This is a genomic window from Aureimonas phyllosphaerae (genome assembly GCF_900113065.1).
Taxonomy (GTDB): domain Bacteria; phylum Pseudomonadota; class Alphaproteobacteria; order Rhizobiales; family Rhizobiaceae; genus Aureimonas; species Aureimonas phyllosphaerae.
The window spans coordinates 1-14,941 of record NZ_FOOA01000027.1 but is presented as its reverse complement, the minus strand read 5'-3'; the positions used below and the strand labels follow the sequence as shown (position 1 = coordinate 14,941).

The window sequence follows — 14,941 nt, the reverse complement described above, 5'->3', positions numbered from 1 at the left end:
CGTCCGCAGACCGGCCGGCTAGGGACGATCCGGCCCGAACGCCAGCCGATGCCCGTCGGGATCGGTGTGACTTCCGGCGTCCCCGGCCCCGCCTCGGCAGACGAGAACGGTGGCAAAGGGCGAGCCGTCGGGCGCCGGGCGCGGCGACGGTTCGGGCGTGCGGTACGAGAGGAGTTCGAGATGGGGCGCCGATCCGCCCCGGCATGCGAGCGTGACGACCTCCACCACCGTATCGGGCCCCAGCCCGTCGAGGCGCCCCTGTTCGGCGCCGCGATTCTCCTGGCGCGAGGCGAGGCGAAATCCGAGTTGCCGGTAGAAGGCGATCGACCGCTCGGCATCCGCGACCGCGATCGCGCTGTGATCGATCCCGAGACACGGGCCGCCGCGAGCACCGGCCCAGACGTCCGGCACGCGGTCGGCCGGGAACTCCAGGAACTCCAGCGGGTGCCCTTCGGGATCGCGGAACTTGAAGGCCGTCACGCCGCCCGATGCCGCCGGCAGGCGCTCGGGGCCGGCCTTCGAGATCGGCGACCAGCCCGTCGTGGCGTCGAGCTGCCGCATCGCCTCATCCATGCGGGAGACCACGATCGCGCAGTGCTGGAAGCCGGTCTCGTTCGACAGCGGCGGCGTGCCGCCGGCCTGCGTCGCCGGCACGAGGTCCAGCCGCTGCGGTCCGAGACGCACGCCCTCCTCCTCCATGATGGCGCCGAACGCCGCCCGGAAGAAGCTTCGGACGGCCGCGACGTCGCGGCAGGCGAGGCGCACGCCGAGGATTTCGGCGCCCGTCACGGCCAGCGCGCCCCGCGCCGGTTGAGGAACACCGCGTAGAGCGAGTGACTGACGCCGATGAACAGGCGGTTGAGATGGGGCGAGCCGCCGAAGCAGAGGTTCGACACGGTCGCAGGCAGGCGGATGCGCCCGAGAAGCTGGCCGTCCGGCGACAGGCAATGCACGCCGTCGCCGGCGCTCGACCAGATGTTGCCGTCCTCGTCGATCGCCATGCCGTCGGTGTAGCCCGGCGAGACCTTTGCGAAGTCTCTGATGCCTTGGAGCGTCCGCCCGTCGGCCGCCACGTCGAAGACGCGCAGCACCTGCGTCGGGTCGGGCTTCGTCTGGTCGCCCGTCTCGGCGACATAGAGCCGCCGCTCGTCCGGCGAGAAGGCGATGCCGTTCGGCCCTTCGAAGGCATCCGACACGAGGTCGAGCGCGCCCGTGTCCGGGTCGAGACGGTAGACGCCCGGCCGGATTTCCGACGCCTGACGCTCTCCCTCGTAGTCGTTGGAGATGCCGTAGACGGGATCGGTGAACCAGATCGAGCCGTCGCTCTTGACGACGAGGTCGTTCGGCGAATTGAGGCGCCGCCCCTCGAACCGGTCGGCGAGCACCGAGATGCGGCCGTCGTGCTCGACGCGGCAGACCGCCCGCTCGCGGTTGGAGCAGAACACGATGCGGCCGTTGCGGTCGCGCGCCTGCCCGTTGGCCTGCCCGCTCGGAAAGCGCCAGACCGACAGGCCCGCCGTCTCGCTCCACATCATCGTGCGGTCGCGCGGCAGGTCCTGGAACAGGAGGCAGTTCCAGTCGCCCATCCAGACGAGCCCCTCGATCCAGCGCAGCCCCGTCGCCAGAAGCTCGATCGGCGCGTTGCCGAGGATGTAGCGATCGAACCGCGGATCGCAGCTTTCGAACCCGATCTCGCTCACGCCGCCACCCTCACCGGAAACGGCATGGGCTCGTCTCGTCGCGCTTGGTGTCGAACTGCACCACCATCAGGACGGCGGGCTCGTCGCCAACCGTGCCGGACATGTGGCCCGTGCGGCCGTCGCGCTCGCGCGTGCCCTGGTCTTCGCCGAACGAGATCTCGCCCGGCCCCATCTCGACGCGCATCCCGTCCATCGATTCGACATACCAGCGGCCGGACAGGGGGATGATCCACTGCGGCGCGGGGTTCTCGTGCCACGCCCCCTCCCAGCCGGCGGGCTGCACGGTGACCATCACCGTCATCCCGTCGTGATGCTTCTGGCCCTGCCATTGCGGAGCGGCCGGCGGCTGCATGCTCTTCAGCTCGAACTCGGTCATCCGGCACTGCCGCTGCCGGCTGACGCCGTCCTCGTCGGTGTAGAGATGCCAGTAGGGAACGGTCGGCTTGTCCTGGCTCAAGGCTCGGCTCCGGTCGAATAGGGATGGGTGGAGGACAGGGGATAGGCGAAGAAGGTTCCGACATCGCCGGCCGTCGTGCCGAACGCGATGAGAAGGAAGCCGCCGGCGACCGCGAAGTTCTTGAGGAAGTCCCACATCGTCTCGCGGCCCTTCGAGGGACCGCGCAGGCGAAAGTCGGGCGCACGCCAGAACTGCTTGAAGAGGATCGCGGTGACCGCGCAGTAGCCCGCCAGGACGAAGGCTGCCAGGCGATCGGCGATGCCGGTCAGGACGCCGAGCGACATCACGACCTCGACGCCGAGGCCGACGAGGATGAGGGCTCTTGCGAGCGAGCGGCGGCTCGTCGCCTCGCCCGCCTGGCGGGTCGCCGCCTCAAAGTTCAGCACCTTGTCGAGCGCGCTGAACGGCAGGAACAGGAGCACCAGCGACAGGCGCGTCAGGAAGGCGACGAGGATCTCGAACGTCATGTCGGCGGTTGGCCCGGGCAGCATCTGTCGGGGAGGGCAAGCGCGAAGCCGGGCCAAGCGTTCCCCCGCCTTGCCGCGAATTCATGCGGCCGGGCGCGAAACGAGGGGAACGATCGGCCGCGAGACCCGTCTTTAGCCGCGACATCCTAAGGCTTTCGGAGGCGCAGCATGATCGAGGACCGCTACGACGTCGTGATCGTGGGCTCGGGGCCGGGCGGGGGCACCATGGCCTGGAAGCTGGCGCAGACCGGCAAGCGCATCCTCCTGATCGAGCGCGGCGACTACCTGAAGCGCGAGCGCGAGAACTGGGACACGCGCGAGGTTTTCGCCAGGGGTCGCTACCAGGCCGACGAGACTTGGACCTCGTCGGCCGGTGACACGTTCCGGCCGGGCCTGCACTATTTCGTCGGCGGCAATTCCAAGGTCTACGGCGGCGTCCTCCTGCGCCTGCGCCTCGAGGATTTCGACGCCGTGCGCCATCCCGACGGCACGGCGCCGGAATGGCCGGTGAAGTACGACACGTTCGAGCCCTATTATCAGGCCGCCGAAGAACTCTTCGAGGTGCGCGGGCAGCGCGGCGAGGACCCGACCGAGCCGCCCTCGCACAAGCCCTACAAGCACCCCGCGATCCGCCACGAGCCGCGCATCGAGGCGCTGTCGGAGGCGTGGACACGCGAGGGCCTCAACCCCTTCCACCTGCCGATGGGCGCGCTTCTCGACCAGGACGAGACCGGGGCGGCGACGCCCCGCTCGCCGCTCCTGCGCTGCGACCCGTTCGACGGCTATCCGAGCCTCACCAACGGCAAGGCCGACGCGCAGGTGATCTGCGTCGACCCGGCGCTGGAGGCCCATCCGAACCTGACGCTCCTGAAGAACGCCTATGTGGAACGCCTCCTGACCGACGCCGGCGGCGGCACGGTCACGGGCGTCGAGATGATCATCGAGGGCCGCGCCCACACGATCCGCGGCGACATCGTGGTGGTCGCCTGCGGCGCCCTGTCGTCGGCGCTCCTGTTCCTGCGCTCCGCCAACGATCGCCACCCGGACGGGCTCGCCAACGGCTCAGGGTTGGTCGGGCGCAACTACATGCGCCACAACAACGCGACCGTGCTGGCGATCTCGAAGGTGCCCAACCCGACCGAGTTCCAGAAGACGCTCGGCCTCAACGACTTCTACCACGCCCATGCCAAGTCGCCGATGAACCCGCACGAGTTCCCGCTCGGCCACATCCAGATGGTGGGCAAGTCGGATGGGATGCAGATCGAGGCGGAGGGGCTGCCCGGCTTCCTGCACTGGCTGCCCGAGAAGCCGTTCGACTGGATCGCCCGGCACTCGATCGACTTCTGGCTGACCTCCGAGGATCTCCCGCGACCGGAAAACCGCATCTTCTACCGCAACGGGCAGGTGCATCTCGATCTCACCGAGACCAACATGGACGGGCACCGGGCGCTGCGCGAGATGCTGCGCCGGATCTGCGACAAGGCCGAGATCCATCCGCACCTCGTCGATCGCTCGCTATATCTCGGCAAGGACACGCCGATCGGCGGCACGGCGCATCAGGCGGGCACGCTGCGCTTCGGCGAGGACCCGGCATCGAGCGTCCTCGATCTCGACTGCCGCGCGCACGGGATCGATAATCTCTACGTCACGGACGCGAGCTTCTTTCCCTCGATCGGCGCGGTGAACCCGACGCTGACGATCATCGCCAACGCACTGCGCGTCGCCGACACGATCGCCGGGCGCCTCGGCGCGTCCGTGGGCTGAGCGATCGGAAGCCCGTCCTCAACGCAGGAAGCCTTCGGCGTCGAACGCGTCCCATTCGCGAAGGCGCGGCTTCGGATCGCGGCTGCGCGAAGCCTTCGCCGGCTTCGCCGCCTTCGGCTCGGCCTTGCCGCCGCGCGCCAGCGCCGCCTTGCCGGCGGCGCGCGCGCGTTTCTCCTTCAAAGCCTCCGCGTCCTCGATCCGCCAGAGCGCGGGTAGATCCCGGTCGAGTACATCCTCGATCTGGCGGGGATCGAAGACGTGGAAGGTCACGGCCTTGGCGCGGCCGCGCAGCTTCACGGTCCGCGTGCCCGCGCTCTGCAGCCGGCCGTCCTTCAACCATTTCAGGCGCTCGCGCGGCAGGATGGTGAGGATGTCGTCGACCTCGCGCGGCAGGACGGCGAGCGCATCGACGCCGGCAAGAACCGTCTCGACGACCCGCGACGCCGCCGAGAGCCGCTCCTCCTGGTCCGCCTCGAAGCGCAGGACGATCCGCCCGTCCTCGACGGCGAGGTGCTTGCGGTCGGGGAACGCGAGGCGGGCGCGCAGCTCGCGCTCGATCCCCTGCGCGCGCACTCGCGAGCCGAGCGCGGCCGCCACGGGAAACGGCCACTCGGCCTTCAGATCCTTCGAGGTTTCGCCGTCGCGCGTCGCTGTCATGCGCCCGCAACGCGGCAGGCCGCCGTTTCTTTCCCGGGACGCGCAAACCGCGGATGCCGGGCGGGCAAGACCGGTGCGGTGTGGGCCCGCTGAGAGAAGCGAGGGCTCGCAGAGTAAAGGATCACGCCGCCGCGACCGTGCCATTTACTTTCCCTGGCGTTTGGAAGGTTCTGCCATGATGTTCCCCTGCCAGATCGCGCAGTCCTGTGCCAATCATACGTCATTCGATTGATCGTGGAGGATGGCATGGCACTTCGATTTGCAGAGCGTGTGGGCACACCGGGCAGCGACAATCTTGCCGGAGCGACGAACACCATCACCTTCGGCCTCGCGGGCAACGACACGCTCACGTCGAGCGGCGGTTCGGTCTTCTCGGTGCTGGTCGGCGGCAGCGGCAACGACACCTACACGTCGCGTCCGGGCACCGTGATCACGGTCGCCGACAACGGCGGAGGCTTCGATCGGCTCGTCACCTCGACCCTGTCGCTGGGCTCCAACACGGTGACCGCGATCGTCGACGGCCGGCATTTCCTCGCCCTCAACCAGGACACGGGCGAGGCCGTGTTCGTGCTCGACTACCAGCAGTCGAGCAATGCGATCGAGGCGATCCAGACCCCGGACGGAACCTTCTCTTCGGTGGAACTCGTGGCCTTCGCGCAGGCTCAGCCGAGCTTCCAGGGCAACCTCGCTTGGGAGGACCTCCTCCGCTACGGCCTCGCCCAGCCGGTCTCGACGCTCGACACCAACGAGGCCATCGCCTTCTACGCCTATCGCGCCACTGCCCTCGAGAACGCGCTTCCCGTCGGCAGCGAGGACGCGGTCTACCGCTTCTTCGATACCCGCAGCGGCTCGCATTTCTACACCGCGAGCGTTGCCGAGCGGGACCAGGTAGCGGCGAGCCTGCCGGACTTTCGCTACGAGGGCGAGGCCTTCGAAGCGGCTCCTGACGGCGCCGCCGGTACGATCGACGTCTTCCGCTTCCTGAACACGCAGACCGGCACGCATTTCTACACCGCCAACGTCGCCGAGCGCGATCTCCTGATCCAGACCAACGGAACCTCGCGCTACGAGGGCGAGGCCTATGAGGCCTATGCCGAGGACGGCGCAGGACGGGCGGCGCTTCATCGCTTCTTGAACACCGACACGGGTTCCCATTTCTACACCGCCAGCGCAGACGAGCAGGCGTTCGTGGCGGCCAACTTCGCGCAGTACCGCTACGAGGGCGTCGGCTACTACGTCGATCTCTGAGCCGGGCCCGCCCCATCCGAGAGCCCCGTGCCGCCCTTGAAGCGGCGGCGCGGGGCCCAACCTCCACACCTGCCGTGCGGAAGCCGATCGAGGCCGTCGCGCGGCGCGAACCGGGAAGAGGATGGAACCCATGATCGACGCGACCGACCGCTCGCATCTCGAACGCTGCGTCGCGCTCGCGGCCGAGGCGCTGGAGGCGGGCGACGAGCCCTTCGGCTCGATCCTCGTCGATGCGGACGGCGCGACGCGTCTGGAAGCCAGGAACGAGGTCGGCGGCGGCGACGCCACGCAGCACCCCGAGTTCGCCATCGCGCGCTGGGCCGCAGCACACCTCTCGCCGGCCGAGCGCCGGGAGGCCACGGTCTACACGTCCGGCGAGCACTGTCCGATGTGCTCGGCCGCCCATGCCTGGGTCGGGCTCGGGCGGATCGTCTACGCCTCCTCGGCCGCGCAGCTGACGGCGTGGCAGAAGGACCTCGGGCTGTCCCCCTCCCCGGTGCGCCCGCTCGCCATCAACGAGGTCGCCCCCGGCGTGCCCGTCGACGGACCGGACGCGGACCTTGCGGAAGCCGTGCGCGAGCTTCACGCGCGCACGGCCCGGCGCTAAGGCGCTGGCGCTACTTCCGCTTGAACGCAGCCGAAAGGACCGCACCGAAGGCACCCTGCGAGGCCGGAGGCGCCTTGGCCGGTGCCGGCTTGTCCGGCGCGCGCACGGCCGGGCGCTCGCCGCCCTTGCGCTCCGCCGCATCGGGCATCTCGCGGCGCATCGTCAGCGAGATCCGCTTGCGCTTCACGTCGACCTCGACGACGCGCACCTGCACCACCTGCCCCGCCTTCACGACCTCGGCCGGGTCCTTCACGAAGCGGTCGGCGAGCTGCGAGACGTGGACGAGCCCGTCCTGGTGGACGCCGATGTCAACAAAGGCGCCGAAGGCCGCGACGTTGGTGACGGTGCCTTCGAGGCTCATGCCGGGCTTGAGATCGGTGATGGCGTTGACGCCCTCCGCAAAGGCTGCCGTGCGGAAGGCCGGCCGCGGATCGCGGCCGGGCTTTTCCAGTTCCGCGATGATGTCCTTCACCGTCGGCAGGCCGAAGCCGTCGCCGACGAATTTTTGGGGATCGAGCGACTTCAGCGCCGCCGGATCGCGCATCACGGCCGGCACGTCCTTGCCCACCGCCGCCACGATCCGCCGCGCCACCGGATAAGCCTCCGGGTGGACGGCGGAGGCATCGAGCGGTTCGGTGCCGCCCGAGATGCGCAGGAAGCCGGCGCACTGCTCGAAGGCCTTCGGCCCGAGGCGCGGCACGTCGAGAAGCTTGCGGCGCGTCTTGAACGGCCCCACAGCGTCGCGATGGGCGACGATCGCCTCGGCGAGCGAGGGCCCGAGGCCGGCGACGCGCGACAGGAGCGCGGCCGAGGCCATGTTGAGATCGACGCCGACCGCGTTCACGGCGTCCTCGACGACGGCATCCAGCGCCTTGGACAGACGACCCTGGTCGACGTCGTGCTGGTACTGGCCGACGCCGATGGCCTTCGGATCGACCTTGATCAATTCGGACAAGGGGTCCTGCAGGCGTCGCGCGATCGACACCGCGCCGCGGATCGAGACGTCGACGCCCGGCATTTCCTTCGATGCGAGCTCGGACGCCGAGTAGACCGACGCCCCGGCCTCGCTCACCACCGCCTTCACCGGCTTCCGGCCCGGCAGCGCCTTGATCACCTCGGCGGCGAGCGCCTCGGTCTCGCGGCTCGCCGTGCCGTTGCCGATCGCGACGAGTTCGACATCGTGGCGCCCGATCAGTTGCGCGAGCTTGGCCATCGCGCCGGCCACGTCGTTCTTCGGCTGGAACGGATAGACCGTCGCCTGATCGATGAGGCGCCCCGTCGCGTCCACCACTGCGACCTTGACGCCGGTGCGCACGCCCGGGTCGAGCCCCATCGTCGCCTTCGCCCCGGCGGGCGCGGCGAGGAGCAGGTCCTTGAGGTTGCGCGAGAAGACGCGGATCGCCTCGCCGTCCGCCCCTTCCTTCAAGGTGCCCATCATCTCGGTGGTGAGGCTGGGCTTCAGCTTCTGGCGCCAGGCCCAGCGGGCGACGCCCATCAGCCAGGCGTCGGCGGGCGAGCTTGCCGCGGTCTTCACGTCCGAATGCCGCGCGACCATGGCCTCGACCGGCTTCACGCTGGCGGGATCGTCGGCATCCACCTCGACGTCGAGCGTGACGACGCCCTCCTTCTCGGCCCGCAGGAGCGCGAGCACGCGGTGGCTCGGCGCGCCGGCCCATTTCTCGGCATGGTCGAAATAGTCGGAGAACTTGGCGCCGGCCTCCTCCTTGCCCGGCACGACGCGGGCGCGAACTTGAGCCTTCGCCACGAGGTGGCGGCGGATCTCGCCGACAAGGGCGGGATTTTCCGCCATGCCTTCGGCCACGATGTCGCGCGCGCCCTCCAGCGCCGCCTTCGCGTCCGGCACGTCGGTGTTGAGGAAACCGGCGGCGAGCGTCGCCGGATCGACGCTGCGATCCTTCAGGATACGCTCGGCCAGGGGACCAAGACCCCGCTCGCGGGCGGCATCGGCGCGGTTGCGGCGCTTCGGGCGGAAGGGAAGGTAGAGATCCTCGAGCGCGACGCGCGTCGCCGCGCCCCGGATCGCCCGCTCGATCTCGCCCGTCAGCTTGCCCTGCTCGCGCACCGATTTCAGGACCGCCGCCCGGCGCGCCTCCAGGTCGCGCAGATAGGCGAGCCGCGTTTCCAGCGTGCGGAGCTGCGCGTCGTCGAGCCCGCCCGTCGCCTCCTTGCGGTAGCGCGCGATGAAGGGGACCGTCGCGCCGCCGTCGAGAAGCGCGACCGCCGCGGCGACCTGGGGCCCGCGCGCCCCGATCTCCCCCGCGATCACGGTCTCGATGGTGCTCTGCGTGTTGCTCATGTCGGTCGTCCTCGCGCGGGCCTGTTCCGGGCGCTGATAGCATCCCCGCCGTCCCATCTCACCTGCCCTGTCATGACGGCGCCTTCGCGGCGTGAACGCTGCGTCGTCGCGCGCCTCGGCTGCGCGCTTCCCCGAAGCGTGGCATGAGACCGCCGGACCCAACGGGAGAATCGAACCGATGAAGCTCTACTACAAGCCCGGCGCCTGCTCGCTCGCGCCCCATATCGTCGCCCGCGAGGCCGATCTCCCCGTCGAACTCGTGTCGGTCGATCTCGTGCAGAAAAAGCTCGAAGACGGCGGCGACTATTTCGCCGTGAACCCCAACGGCTACGTGCCGGCGCTCGACATCGGCGAGGGTCCGGTGCTGACCGAGGCCTCGGTGGTGGTCCAGTATCTCGCCGACCGGAAGCCCGAGAGCGGCCTGATGCCGGCGGCCGGCTCGACGGCGCGCTACCGCGTGCAGCAGTGGCTGGCGTTCGTCTCGACCGAGCTGCACAAGCAGTTCAGCCCGCTGTTCAAGCCGAACACGCCGGACGCCACCAAGGAGATCCAGAAGGAGCTTCTGGCCAAGCGCTTCGGCTTCGTGGACCAGGCGCTGGAGGGCAAGACCTATCTCACCGGCGAAACCTTCACGGCCGCCGACGCCTATCTCTTCACGGTCCTCAACTGGGCCAGCTTCGTGAAGCTCGACCTGACGGCCTTCCCCGAGATCGCCCGGTTCATGGCGGCGGTGCGGGCTCGGCCCGCGGTCCAGACCGCGCTTCGCGAAGAGGGCCTCGCCTGATCACACCACGACGAAGCCGTGGGCGAAGGGGTCGCGGTCGTCGATGAAGATCGTGTTGATGCCGGTCTGGCGCGCCCAGCCGGCGATCGACGGCACGATCGCGGGGCGGCCGCCGACGCTGGCTGCCGCCTCCACCCGGCCCCGGAACAGGGAGCCGATGATGCTCTCGTGGATGAAGTCGTCGCCCACCTGAAGCTTGCCTTTGGCTGCGAGCTGCGCCATGCGCGCCGAGGTGCCGGTGCCGCAAGGGCTGCGGTCGATCGCCTTGTCGCCGTAGAACACGGCGTTGCGCGCGTGCGCCTCCTCGTGGCGCGGCGCGCCGGTCCACAGGATGTGGCTGAGGCCACGGATCGCCGGGTGCTCGGGATGGACGAACTCGTACTTCTCGTTGAGAGCCTTGCGCAGCTTCGGCGAGAAGCCGACGAGCTCGCCGGCGGTGAAGTCCGCCATGTCGCGGAACACCCGCTGCGGCTCGACGATGGCGTAGAAATTGCCGCCGTAGGCGACGTCCACCACGACCTCACCGAGACCCTCGACCTCGGCCGTCAGACCTTCCGAATGGAGAAAGCCCGGCACGTTGCGCAGCCGCACCTCCTCGACGAAGCGCCCCTCCTGCCGGTAGGTGACGTCGACGCGGCCGGCCGGGGCGTCGACGGCCAGACGTCCCGCCTCGCGCGCGGTCACCAGCCCGTTCTCGATCGCCATGGTCACGGTGCCGATGAGGCCGTGGCCGCACATCGGCAGGCACCCCGACGTCTCGATGAAGAGGACGCCGACGTCGCAGTCCGGCCTCGTCGGCGGATAGAGGATCGATCCCGACATCATGTCGTGGCCGCGCGGCTCGAACATCAGGCCGGTGCGGATCCAGTCGTACTCGGCCAGAAAATGCGCCCGCTTCTCCAGCATGGTCGCGCCCTGCAGCAACGGCCCGCCGCCGGAGACGAGGCGGACCGGATTGCCGCAGGTGTGCCCGTCGAGACAGGAGAAGGTGCGCGATGCCATGGAACGCCTCAAGCGAAACGCTGGGGGGAGAAGGGTGCGAGATCGACCGGCGGGGCCCGGCCGGTCAGGAGGTCGGCGACGATCCGGGCGGTGCCGGCCGACTGGGTGAGACCGAGATGGCCGTGGCCGAAGGCGTGGACGATGCGCCGGCTGCCGCGCGAGAAGCCGATGGCGGGAAGCGAGTCGGGCAGCGACGGGCGAAAGCCCATCCACTGCCGGCCGCCGTCGGTCTTCAGCCCCGGCAGGAAGCTCTTCGCCTTGGCCAGCATCGCGTCCGACCGCTTGAAGTTGGGCTTCAGCCGCAGCCCGCCGAGCTCCACCGCCCCGCCGACGCGGATGCCGGTGGAAAGCCGCGTCACCACGAAGCCATGGCCGCCGAAGGTGACCTGCGTGCGCAGATCGAACGCGTCGCCCGGCAGCGTCGTGTTGTAGCCGCGCTCGGTCTCGAGCGGCACGCGCTCGCCGACGGTCGCCGCGATCCGGTGCGAGAAGGCGCCGGCCGCCACGACGACATCGGCGGCGCGGCGGGGCCCATCGCCGGTGTCGAGCGTCACGCCAGCGGCGTCCGGCAGGAGGGCGCGCACATCAGCCGTCTCGATCGTCCCGCCGTTCTCGCGGAAGCGTTCGGCGAGCGCCAGGACGTAGAGCTTCGGGTCCGAGATCGAGAACCAGCCGGGCGTGAAGGTGCCGCGCACGAAGCGCTTTGCCAGACCCGGCTGCACCTCGGCCATCTCGGCCGCGCTCATGTGGCGGAACTCGATGCCGTGGCGCTCGCGCGCGTCCCAGCCGGGCAGCGAGGCCCGCCATTCCTCCTCGCTCTCGAAGACCTCGAGATTGCCCTCCCGGCGCAGCATGGACAGCGTGCCGGTCGCCTCGAGGAAGGGCTCGAGCTCGGCCTTGGAAAGATCCATGAGGGCCGTCTGCGCGGCGGTCGCCGCCTCGACCCGGCCGGGCGAGCACGCCCTCGCGACGCGCAGCATCCAGGGCGCGATGCGAAGCGCATAGGCGGGCGGCACGGAGAGCGGCCCGAGCGGGTCGAGCAGCCAGCGCGGCGCCTTTCGCATCAGGCCGGGCGAGGCGAGCGGCAGGATGTCGGTGAAGGCGAAGGCGCCGGCATTGCCGGCGGAGGCCCCTGCCGCCGGCCCCTCGCGATCGACGACCGCGACGCGCCGACCCCGCCCCTGGAGCGCGAGCGCGGCCGAGAGGCCGACGACGCCGGCTCCGATCACGATGATGTCCGGCTGCACTGCCTCGTTCATGGCCGAGCTATGCCCTCACGGCCGTCAGGCCGCAAGGCGCGGCGCGTGGGACGCGGTCTTCGACCAGCTCGCATACCAGGCGTCGAAGAGCTTCAGCTGCGCCTCGGCGAAGCCGCGCTGCGAATCCGACAGGACGTCGGTCTCGTTGAACTGCAGCGTGAATGCGCCATGCCCCTTCAGCACCATCAGGTGCTTGAAGTAGAGGACGAGGTCCGGCCCCTCGTCGAACGAGGAGAGGACGGCGAGCGCTCCTTCCAGTTCCAGCGCCTGACGGCGCGCGTCGGCGTCGCCCTTGGCGGCGGCCTGGGCGAGCGCGCACAGATGCAGCACCTCGCGCGGCAGAACGTTGCCGATACCGGTGATGGCGCCCGTCGCGCCGCAGTTGACGAAGCCGTGGACCACCGCGGTGTCGACGCCGACCATCAGCGTCACGCCGTCGTCGCGGCTGGTGATGTGCTCGGCGGCGTAGCGCAGGTCCGCCGAGCCGCCGAACTCCTTGAAGCCGACGAGGTTCGGATGCTCGGCGCGCAGCGCGAAGAAGAGGTCGGCCTTGGTGGCGTAGCCGTAGTATGGGCTGTTGTAGATGACCGCCGGAAGCTCGGGCGCGGCCGACAGTACCGCCTTGAAATGCGCCTTCTGGGCGGCGGGCACCGTGCCGCGCGACAGGACGCGCGGGATCACCATCAGGCCCTTGGCGCCGACCTTCGCGGCATGGGCGGCATGGGCGACGGCCGAGGCCGTGTTGACGGCGCCGGTGCCGACGATGACCGGCACGCTGGCCTTCACTAGGCGCTCGACGCCTTCCATGCGCTGCACGTCGGTGAGGAGCGGCCAGTCGCCCATCGACCCGCAATAGACGACCGCCGACATGCCGGCGGCGATCATGCGCTGGCCGAACGCCACCAACGCGTCGAAGTCCGGCGTGCGGTCGGGCTTGCACGGGGTCATGAGAGCGGGGATCACGCCGGAGAAGACGGACGAAGACATCGCGAAGGCTCCTGAAGGTTCGGGCCGGCGCGACGGCTCTCTCGCGCCCATGCGCCGTTCTAGCACCTTGTATTTTATTTGTCGACAGAGGTCCGCGCGAGCGGAATCGCCAGATCGGACCGCCGCTTCATGAGCCGGTCGATCTGTTCGACGATCTGCTCGGCATGGATGCCGGCGAGCCTGTCGGCTTCATCGACATCGCGCGCGGCGATCGCGGCGATCAGATCCTCGTGCTCCTCGACGAAGCGGGGCGGCAGGCGGTCCTGGTAGGAGTCGTAATAGAGGCGCAGGAGCCGGCGCCCGTCGTTCAGCAGCCGGTCGAACAGGGAGGCGAAATAGGGATTGCGCCCGCTGTCCGCGATTGCCGCATGAAAGGCGGCGTTGGTCGCGATCATGGCCAGCGCGTCCTGCGCGGCGACGGCGCCCGCAAAGGCCACCTGGCGCGAACGGATCGCATCGAGATCGTCCGACCGGTGGTGTTCGGCCGCCAGCCGCGTCGTCACGCGGTACATGAGAACCAGCGCGTCGAAGAAGGGCGGCAGGGCGGCGGCGTCGAGCGAGGCGACGAGGGTCGAGCGGTTCGGCAGCGCCGTCACCAGTCCCTCGCCCTGGAGACGCACCAGCGCCTCGCGGATCGGGGTGCGCGACAGGCCGAAGCGCTCGGCGAGCGCCACCTCGTCGATCGGGCTGCCCGGCGACAGATGGAGGTCGAGGATCTCGTCGCGCAGCTGCTCGTAGACGAGCCGTGCCCCCGAGCCACGGCGCCGCTCCGGGATCGACGGGTCGACAGTCTCGCTCATGACGGCTCCTCGGGCGGTGTTTCCCGGAGCTTTAGGCAGAGGGCGGCGGGAAGGCCAGTGCGGCCGCGCGTCAGCCTCGCAACCACAGCGTCTCGAGCTCGGCCTCGCCCTGCATGCGCACCACGCGCCGCGCGTGGGAGGCGATGTCCGGGACCCCCGGCTCGACGGCCAGTTCCACGACGCGCTCGCCCCGCGCGCGGCGGCGCTTCCACTCCGCATAGGGGTAGTCGTCGATGCCAAGGAACGTCGAGCGCCCGCGCGGCATGGCGCGGCGCTGGGCAAAGCCCGAATTGATCGCTGCGAGCGTGATGCGCGAGCGATGGGCGGAGACCAGGGAGGCCGTATCCACCTCGATCACGTCATGCGCCTCTGCGCGATAGGAGCCGGCGTTCAGCATGCGCAGGAGGCGCGCGCGGGTGAGGCTGAAGAAGGCGTGCGCGTTGAGGATCGCGTACCAGTCCGCCGGTGCGAGCCCGTCCTCGAGGCAGGCCGCGAGGCTCCGGTCGCTCATCGGCTTCTGGTCGCGGATCACGGCTCGCCCGAGCCGGGGATGGCGGATCTCGACCGAGGCCGGTCGCCGCGCCTCCAGCGCGCGCCGCGCGTCGCCCATCACCTCGAAGAGGTCGAGCAGCGCCGTGGTGCCCCAGAGCCCGTGCTGCCGGATCGACGGCCAGGAGCCGGCGGCCGCCATATGGTAGAGGACTGGACAGTCCCGGATCAGTTCGGACAGCTCGTCCTCGCTCAATCGCCCCTCCCGTCGGTCGCCCGAGCGGAAGATGGGCGGCGGCGGGACGGCCCGGCAGGCGGCGCGATGTCGCGCCGCTTCCGGCTCAGGCGAAGAGTTGCCAGCGTTTTGGCATCACGGTGATGGGTGTTCCGGCCTCGCTCGGGG

Annotated in this window: 15 protein-coding genes; 4 read left to right on the top strand and 11 right to left on the bottom strand. The window is 69.9% G+C overall.

Annotation, left to right across the window (positions count from 1 at the left end):
• Positions 1-18 precede the first annotated feature (18 nt).
• Genes BM175_RS20205 through BM175_RS20190 form a run of 4 tightly spaced genes read right to left on the bottom strand, consistent with a single transcriptional unit; the run spans position 19 to position 2,624 of the window.
• A complete protein-coding gene (locus BM175_RS20205; protein WP_090966332.1) occupies positions 19-789 on the bottom strand; it encodes a VOC family protein in 771 nt (256 codons plus the stop codon).
• Positions 786-1,700, bottom strand: a complete 915-nt coding sequence (locus tag BM175_RS20200; protein WP_090966330.1) for an SMP-30/gluconolactonase/LRE family protein — start codon at positions 1,698-1,700, stop codon at positions 786-788. The genes BM175_RS20205 and BM175_RS20200 overlap by 4 nt, the downstream gene beginning before the upstream one ends.
• Positions 1,701-1,710: 10 nt before the next feature.
• On the bottom strand, positions 1,711-2,157 hold the full coding sequence (locus tag BM175_RS20195) for a cupin domain-containing protein (RefSeq protein ID WP_090966327.1): 447 nt from the start codon (positions 2,155-2,157) through the stop codon (positions 1,711-1,713).
• Positions 2,154-2,624 (bottom strand): DoxX family protein, encoded by a 471-nt coding sequence (locus BM175_RS20190; protein ID WP_090966357.1) that lies wholly within the window; start codon positions 2,622-2,624, stop codon positions 2,154-2,156. The genes BM175_RS20195 and BM175_RS20190 overlap by 4 nt, the downstream gene beginning before the upstream one ends.
• Before the next feature lie 168 nt (positions 2,625-2,792).
• Here BM175_RS20190 and BM175_RS20185 point away from each other — a divergent pair, with 168 nt between their 5' ends.
• Positions 2,793-4,388, top strand: coding sequence for a GMC family oxidoreductase (locus tag BM175_RS20185; RefSeq protein ID WP_090966326.1), 1,596 nt, complete (start codon positions 2,793-2,795; stop codon positions 4,386-4,388).
• A gap of 18 nt (positions 4,389-4,406) precedes the next feature.
• Here the strand turns inward: BM175_RS20185 and BM175_RS20180 are convergent, their stop codons facing one another.
• The gene (locus tag BM175_RS20180; protein ID WP_090966324.1) at positions 4,407-5,045 is read right to left on the bottom strand and encodes a hypothetical protein; all 639 of its coding nucleotides are present in this window, start codon (positions 5,043-5,045) and stop codon (positions 4,407-4,409) included.
• Positions 5,046-5,291: 246 nt separating this feature from the next.
• Here BM175_RS20180 and BM175_RS20175 point away from each other — a divergent pair, with 246 nt between their 5' ends.
• Both BM175_RS20175 and BM175_RS20170 read left to right on the top strand, forming a co-directional pair.
• Positions 5,292-6,293, top strand: a complete 1,002-nt coding sequence (locus BM175_RS20175; protein ID WP_139224721.1) for a hypothetical protein — start codon at positions 5,292-5,294, stop codon at positions 6,291-6,293.
• Positions 6,294-6,423: 130 nt separating this feature from the next.
• Positions 6,424-6,900, top strand: coding sequence for a nucleoside deaminase (locus tag BM175_RS20170; protein WP_090966355.1), 477 nt, complete (start codon positions 6,424-6,426; stop codon positions 6,898-6,900).
• Between the two features lie 10 nt (positions 6,901-6,910).
• Here the strand turns inward: BM175_RS20170 and BM175_RS20165 are convergent, their stop codons facing one another.
• On the bottom strand, positions 6,911-9,217 hold the full coding sequence (locus BM175_RS20165) for a Tex family protein (RefSeq protein ID WP_090966321.1): 2,307 nt from the start codon (positions 9,215-9,217) through the stop codon (positions 6,911-6,913).
• A 178-nt stretch (positions 9,218-9,395) separates the two neighbouring features.
• On the opposite strand from BM175_RS20165, the gene gstA reads away from it, so the two are divergent.
• Entirely contained in the window at positions 9,396-10,001 is a 606-nt protein-coding gene (gene gstA, locus BM175_RS20160; protein ID WP_090966320.1) for a glutathione transferase GstA, read from the top strand.
• Here the strand turns inward: gstA and BM175_RS20155 are convergent, their stop codons facing one another.
• The 5 genes from BM175_RS20155 to BM175_RS20135 form a co-directional block, all read right to left on the bottom strand.
• Entirely contained in the window at positions 10,002-11,003 is a 1,002-nt protein-coding gene (locus BM175_RS20155) for a 4-hydroxyproline epimerase (RefSeq protein ID WP_090966318.1), read from the bottom strand. It abuts the gene before it with no gap.
• An 8-nt stretch (positions 11,004-11,011) separates the two neighbouring features.
• The gene (locus tag BM175_RS20150) at positions 11,012-12,262 is read right to left on the bottom strand and encodes an NAD(P)/FAD-dependent oxidoreductase (RefSeq protein WP_090966316.1); all 1,251 of its coding nucleotides are present in this window, start codon (positions 12,260-12,262) and stop codon (positions 11,012-11,014) included.
• 24 nt (positions 12,263-12,286) lie between these two features.
• Positions 12,287-13,249, bottom strand: a complete 963-nt coding sequence (locus tag BM175_RS20145) for a dihydrodipicolinate synthase family protein (RefSeq protein ID WP_090966314.1) — start codon at positions 13,247-13,249, stop codon at positions 12,287-12,289.
• Between the two features lie 74 nt (positions 13,250-13,323).
• Positions 13,324-14,049, bottom strand: coding sequence for a GntR family transcriptional regulator (locus BM175_RS20140; protein WP_090966312.1), 726 nt, complete (start codon positions 14,047-14,049; stop codon positions 13,324-13,326).
• A gap of 70 nt (positions 14,050-14,119) precedes the next feature.
• On the bottom strand, positions 14,120-14,794 hold the full coding sequence (locus BM175_RS20135; RefSeq protein ID WP_090966310.1) for a DUF7002 family protein: 675 nt from the start codon (positions 14,792-14,794) through the stop codon (positions 14,120-14,122).
• Positions 14,795-14,941 lie beyond the last annotated feature (147 nt).

What these genes read in the sequence shown, in the direction of transcription:
- BM175_RS20190 (WP_090966357.1), bottom strand. Translation starts at nt 2,624, where the DNA reads ATGACGTTCGAGATCCTCGTCGCCTTCCTGACGCGCCTGTCGCTGGTG.
- BM175_RS20185 (WP_090966326.1), top strand. Translation starts at nt 2,793, where the DNA reads ATGATCGAGGACCGCTACGACGTCGTGATCGTGGGCTCGGGGCCGGGC.
- BM175_RS20180 (WP_090966324.1), bottom strand. Translation starts at nt 5,045, where the DNA reads ATGACAGCGACGCGCGACGGCGAAACCTCGAAGGATCTGAAGGCCGAG.
- BM175_RS20175 (WP_139224721.1), top strand. Translation starts at nt 5,292, where the DNA reads ATGGCACTTCGATTTGCAGAGCGTGTGGGCACACCGGGCAGCGACAAT.
- BM175_RS20170 (WP_090966355.1), top strand. Translation starts at nt 6,424, where the DNA reads ATGATCGACGCGACCGACCGCTCGCATCTCGAACGCTGCGTCGCGCTC.
- BM175_RS20165 (WP_090966321.1), bottom strand. Translation starts at nt 9,217, where the DNA reads ATGAGCAACACGCAGAGCACCATCGAGACCGTGATCGCGGGGGAGATC.
- gstA (WP_090966320.1), top strand. Translation starts at nt 9,396, where the DNA reads ATGAAGCTCTACTACAAGCCCGGCGCCTGCTCGCTCGCGCCCCATATC.
- BM175_RS20155 (WP_090966318.1), bottom strand. Translation starts at nt 11,003, where the DNA reads ATGGCATCGCGCACCTTCTCCTGTCTCGACGGGCACACCTGCGGCAAT.
- BM175_RS20150 (WP_090966316.1), bottom strand. Translation starts at nt 12,262, where the DNA reads ATGAACGAGGCAGTGCAGCCGGACATCATCGTGATCGGAGCCGGCGTC.
- BM175_RS20145 (WP_090966314.1), bottom strand. Translation starts at nt 13,249, where the DNA reads ATGTCTTCGTCCGTCTTCTCCGGCGTGATCCCCGCTCTCATGACCCCG.
- BM175_RS20140 (WP_090966312.1), bottom strand. Translation starts at nt 14,049, where the DNA reads ATGAGCGAGACTGTCGACCCGTCGATCCCGGAGCGGCGCCGTGGCTCG.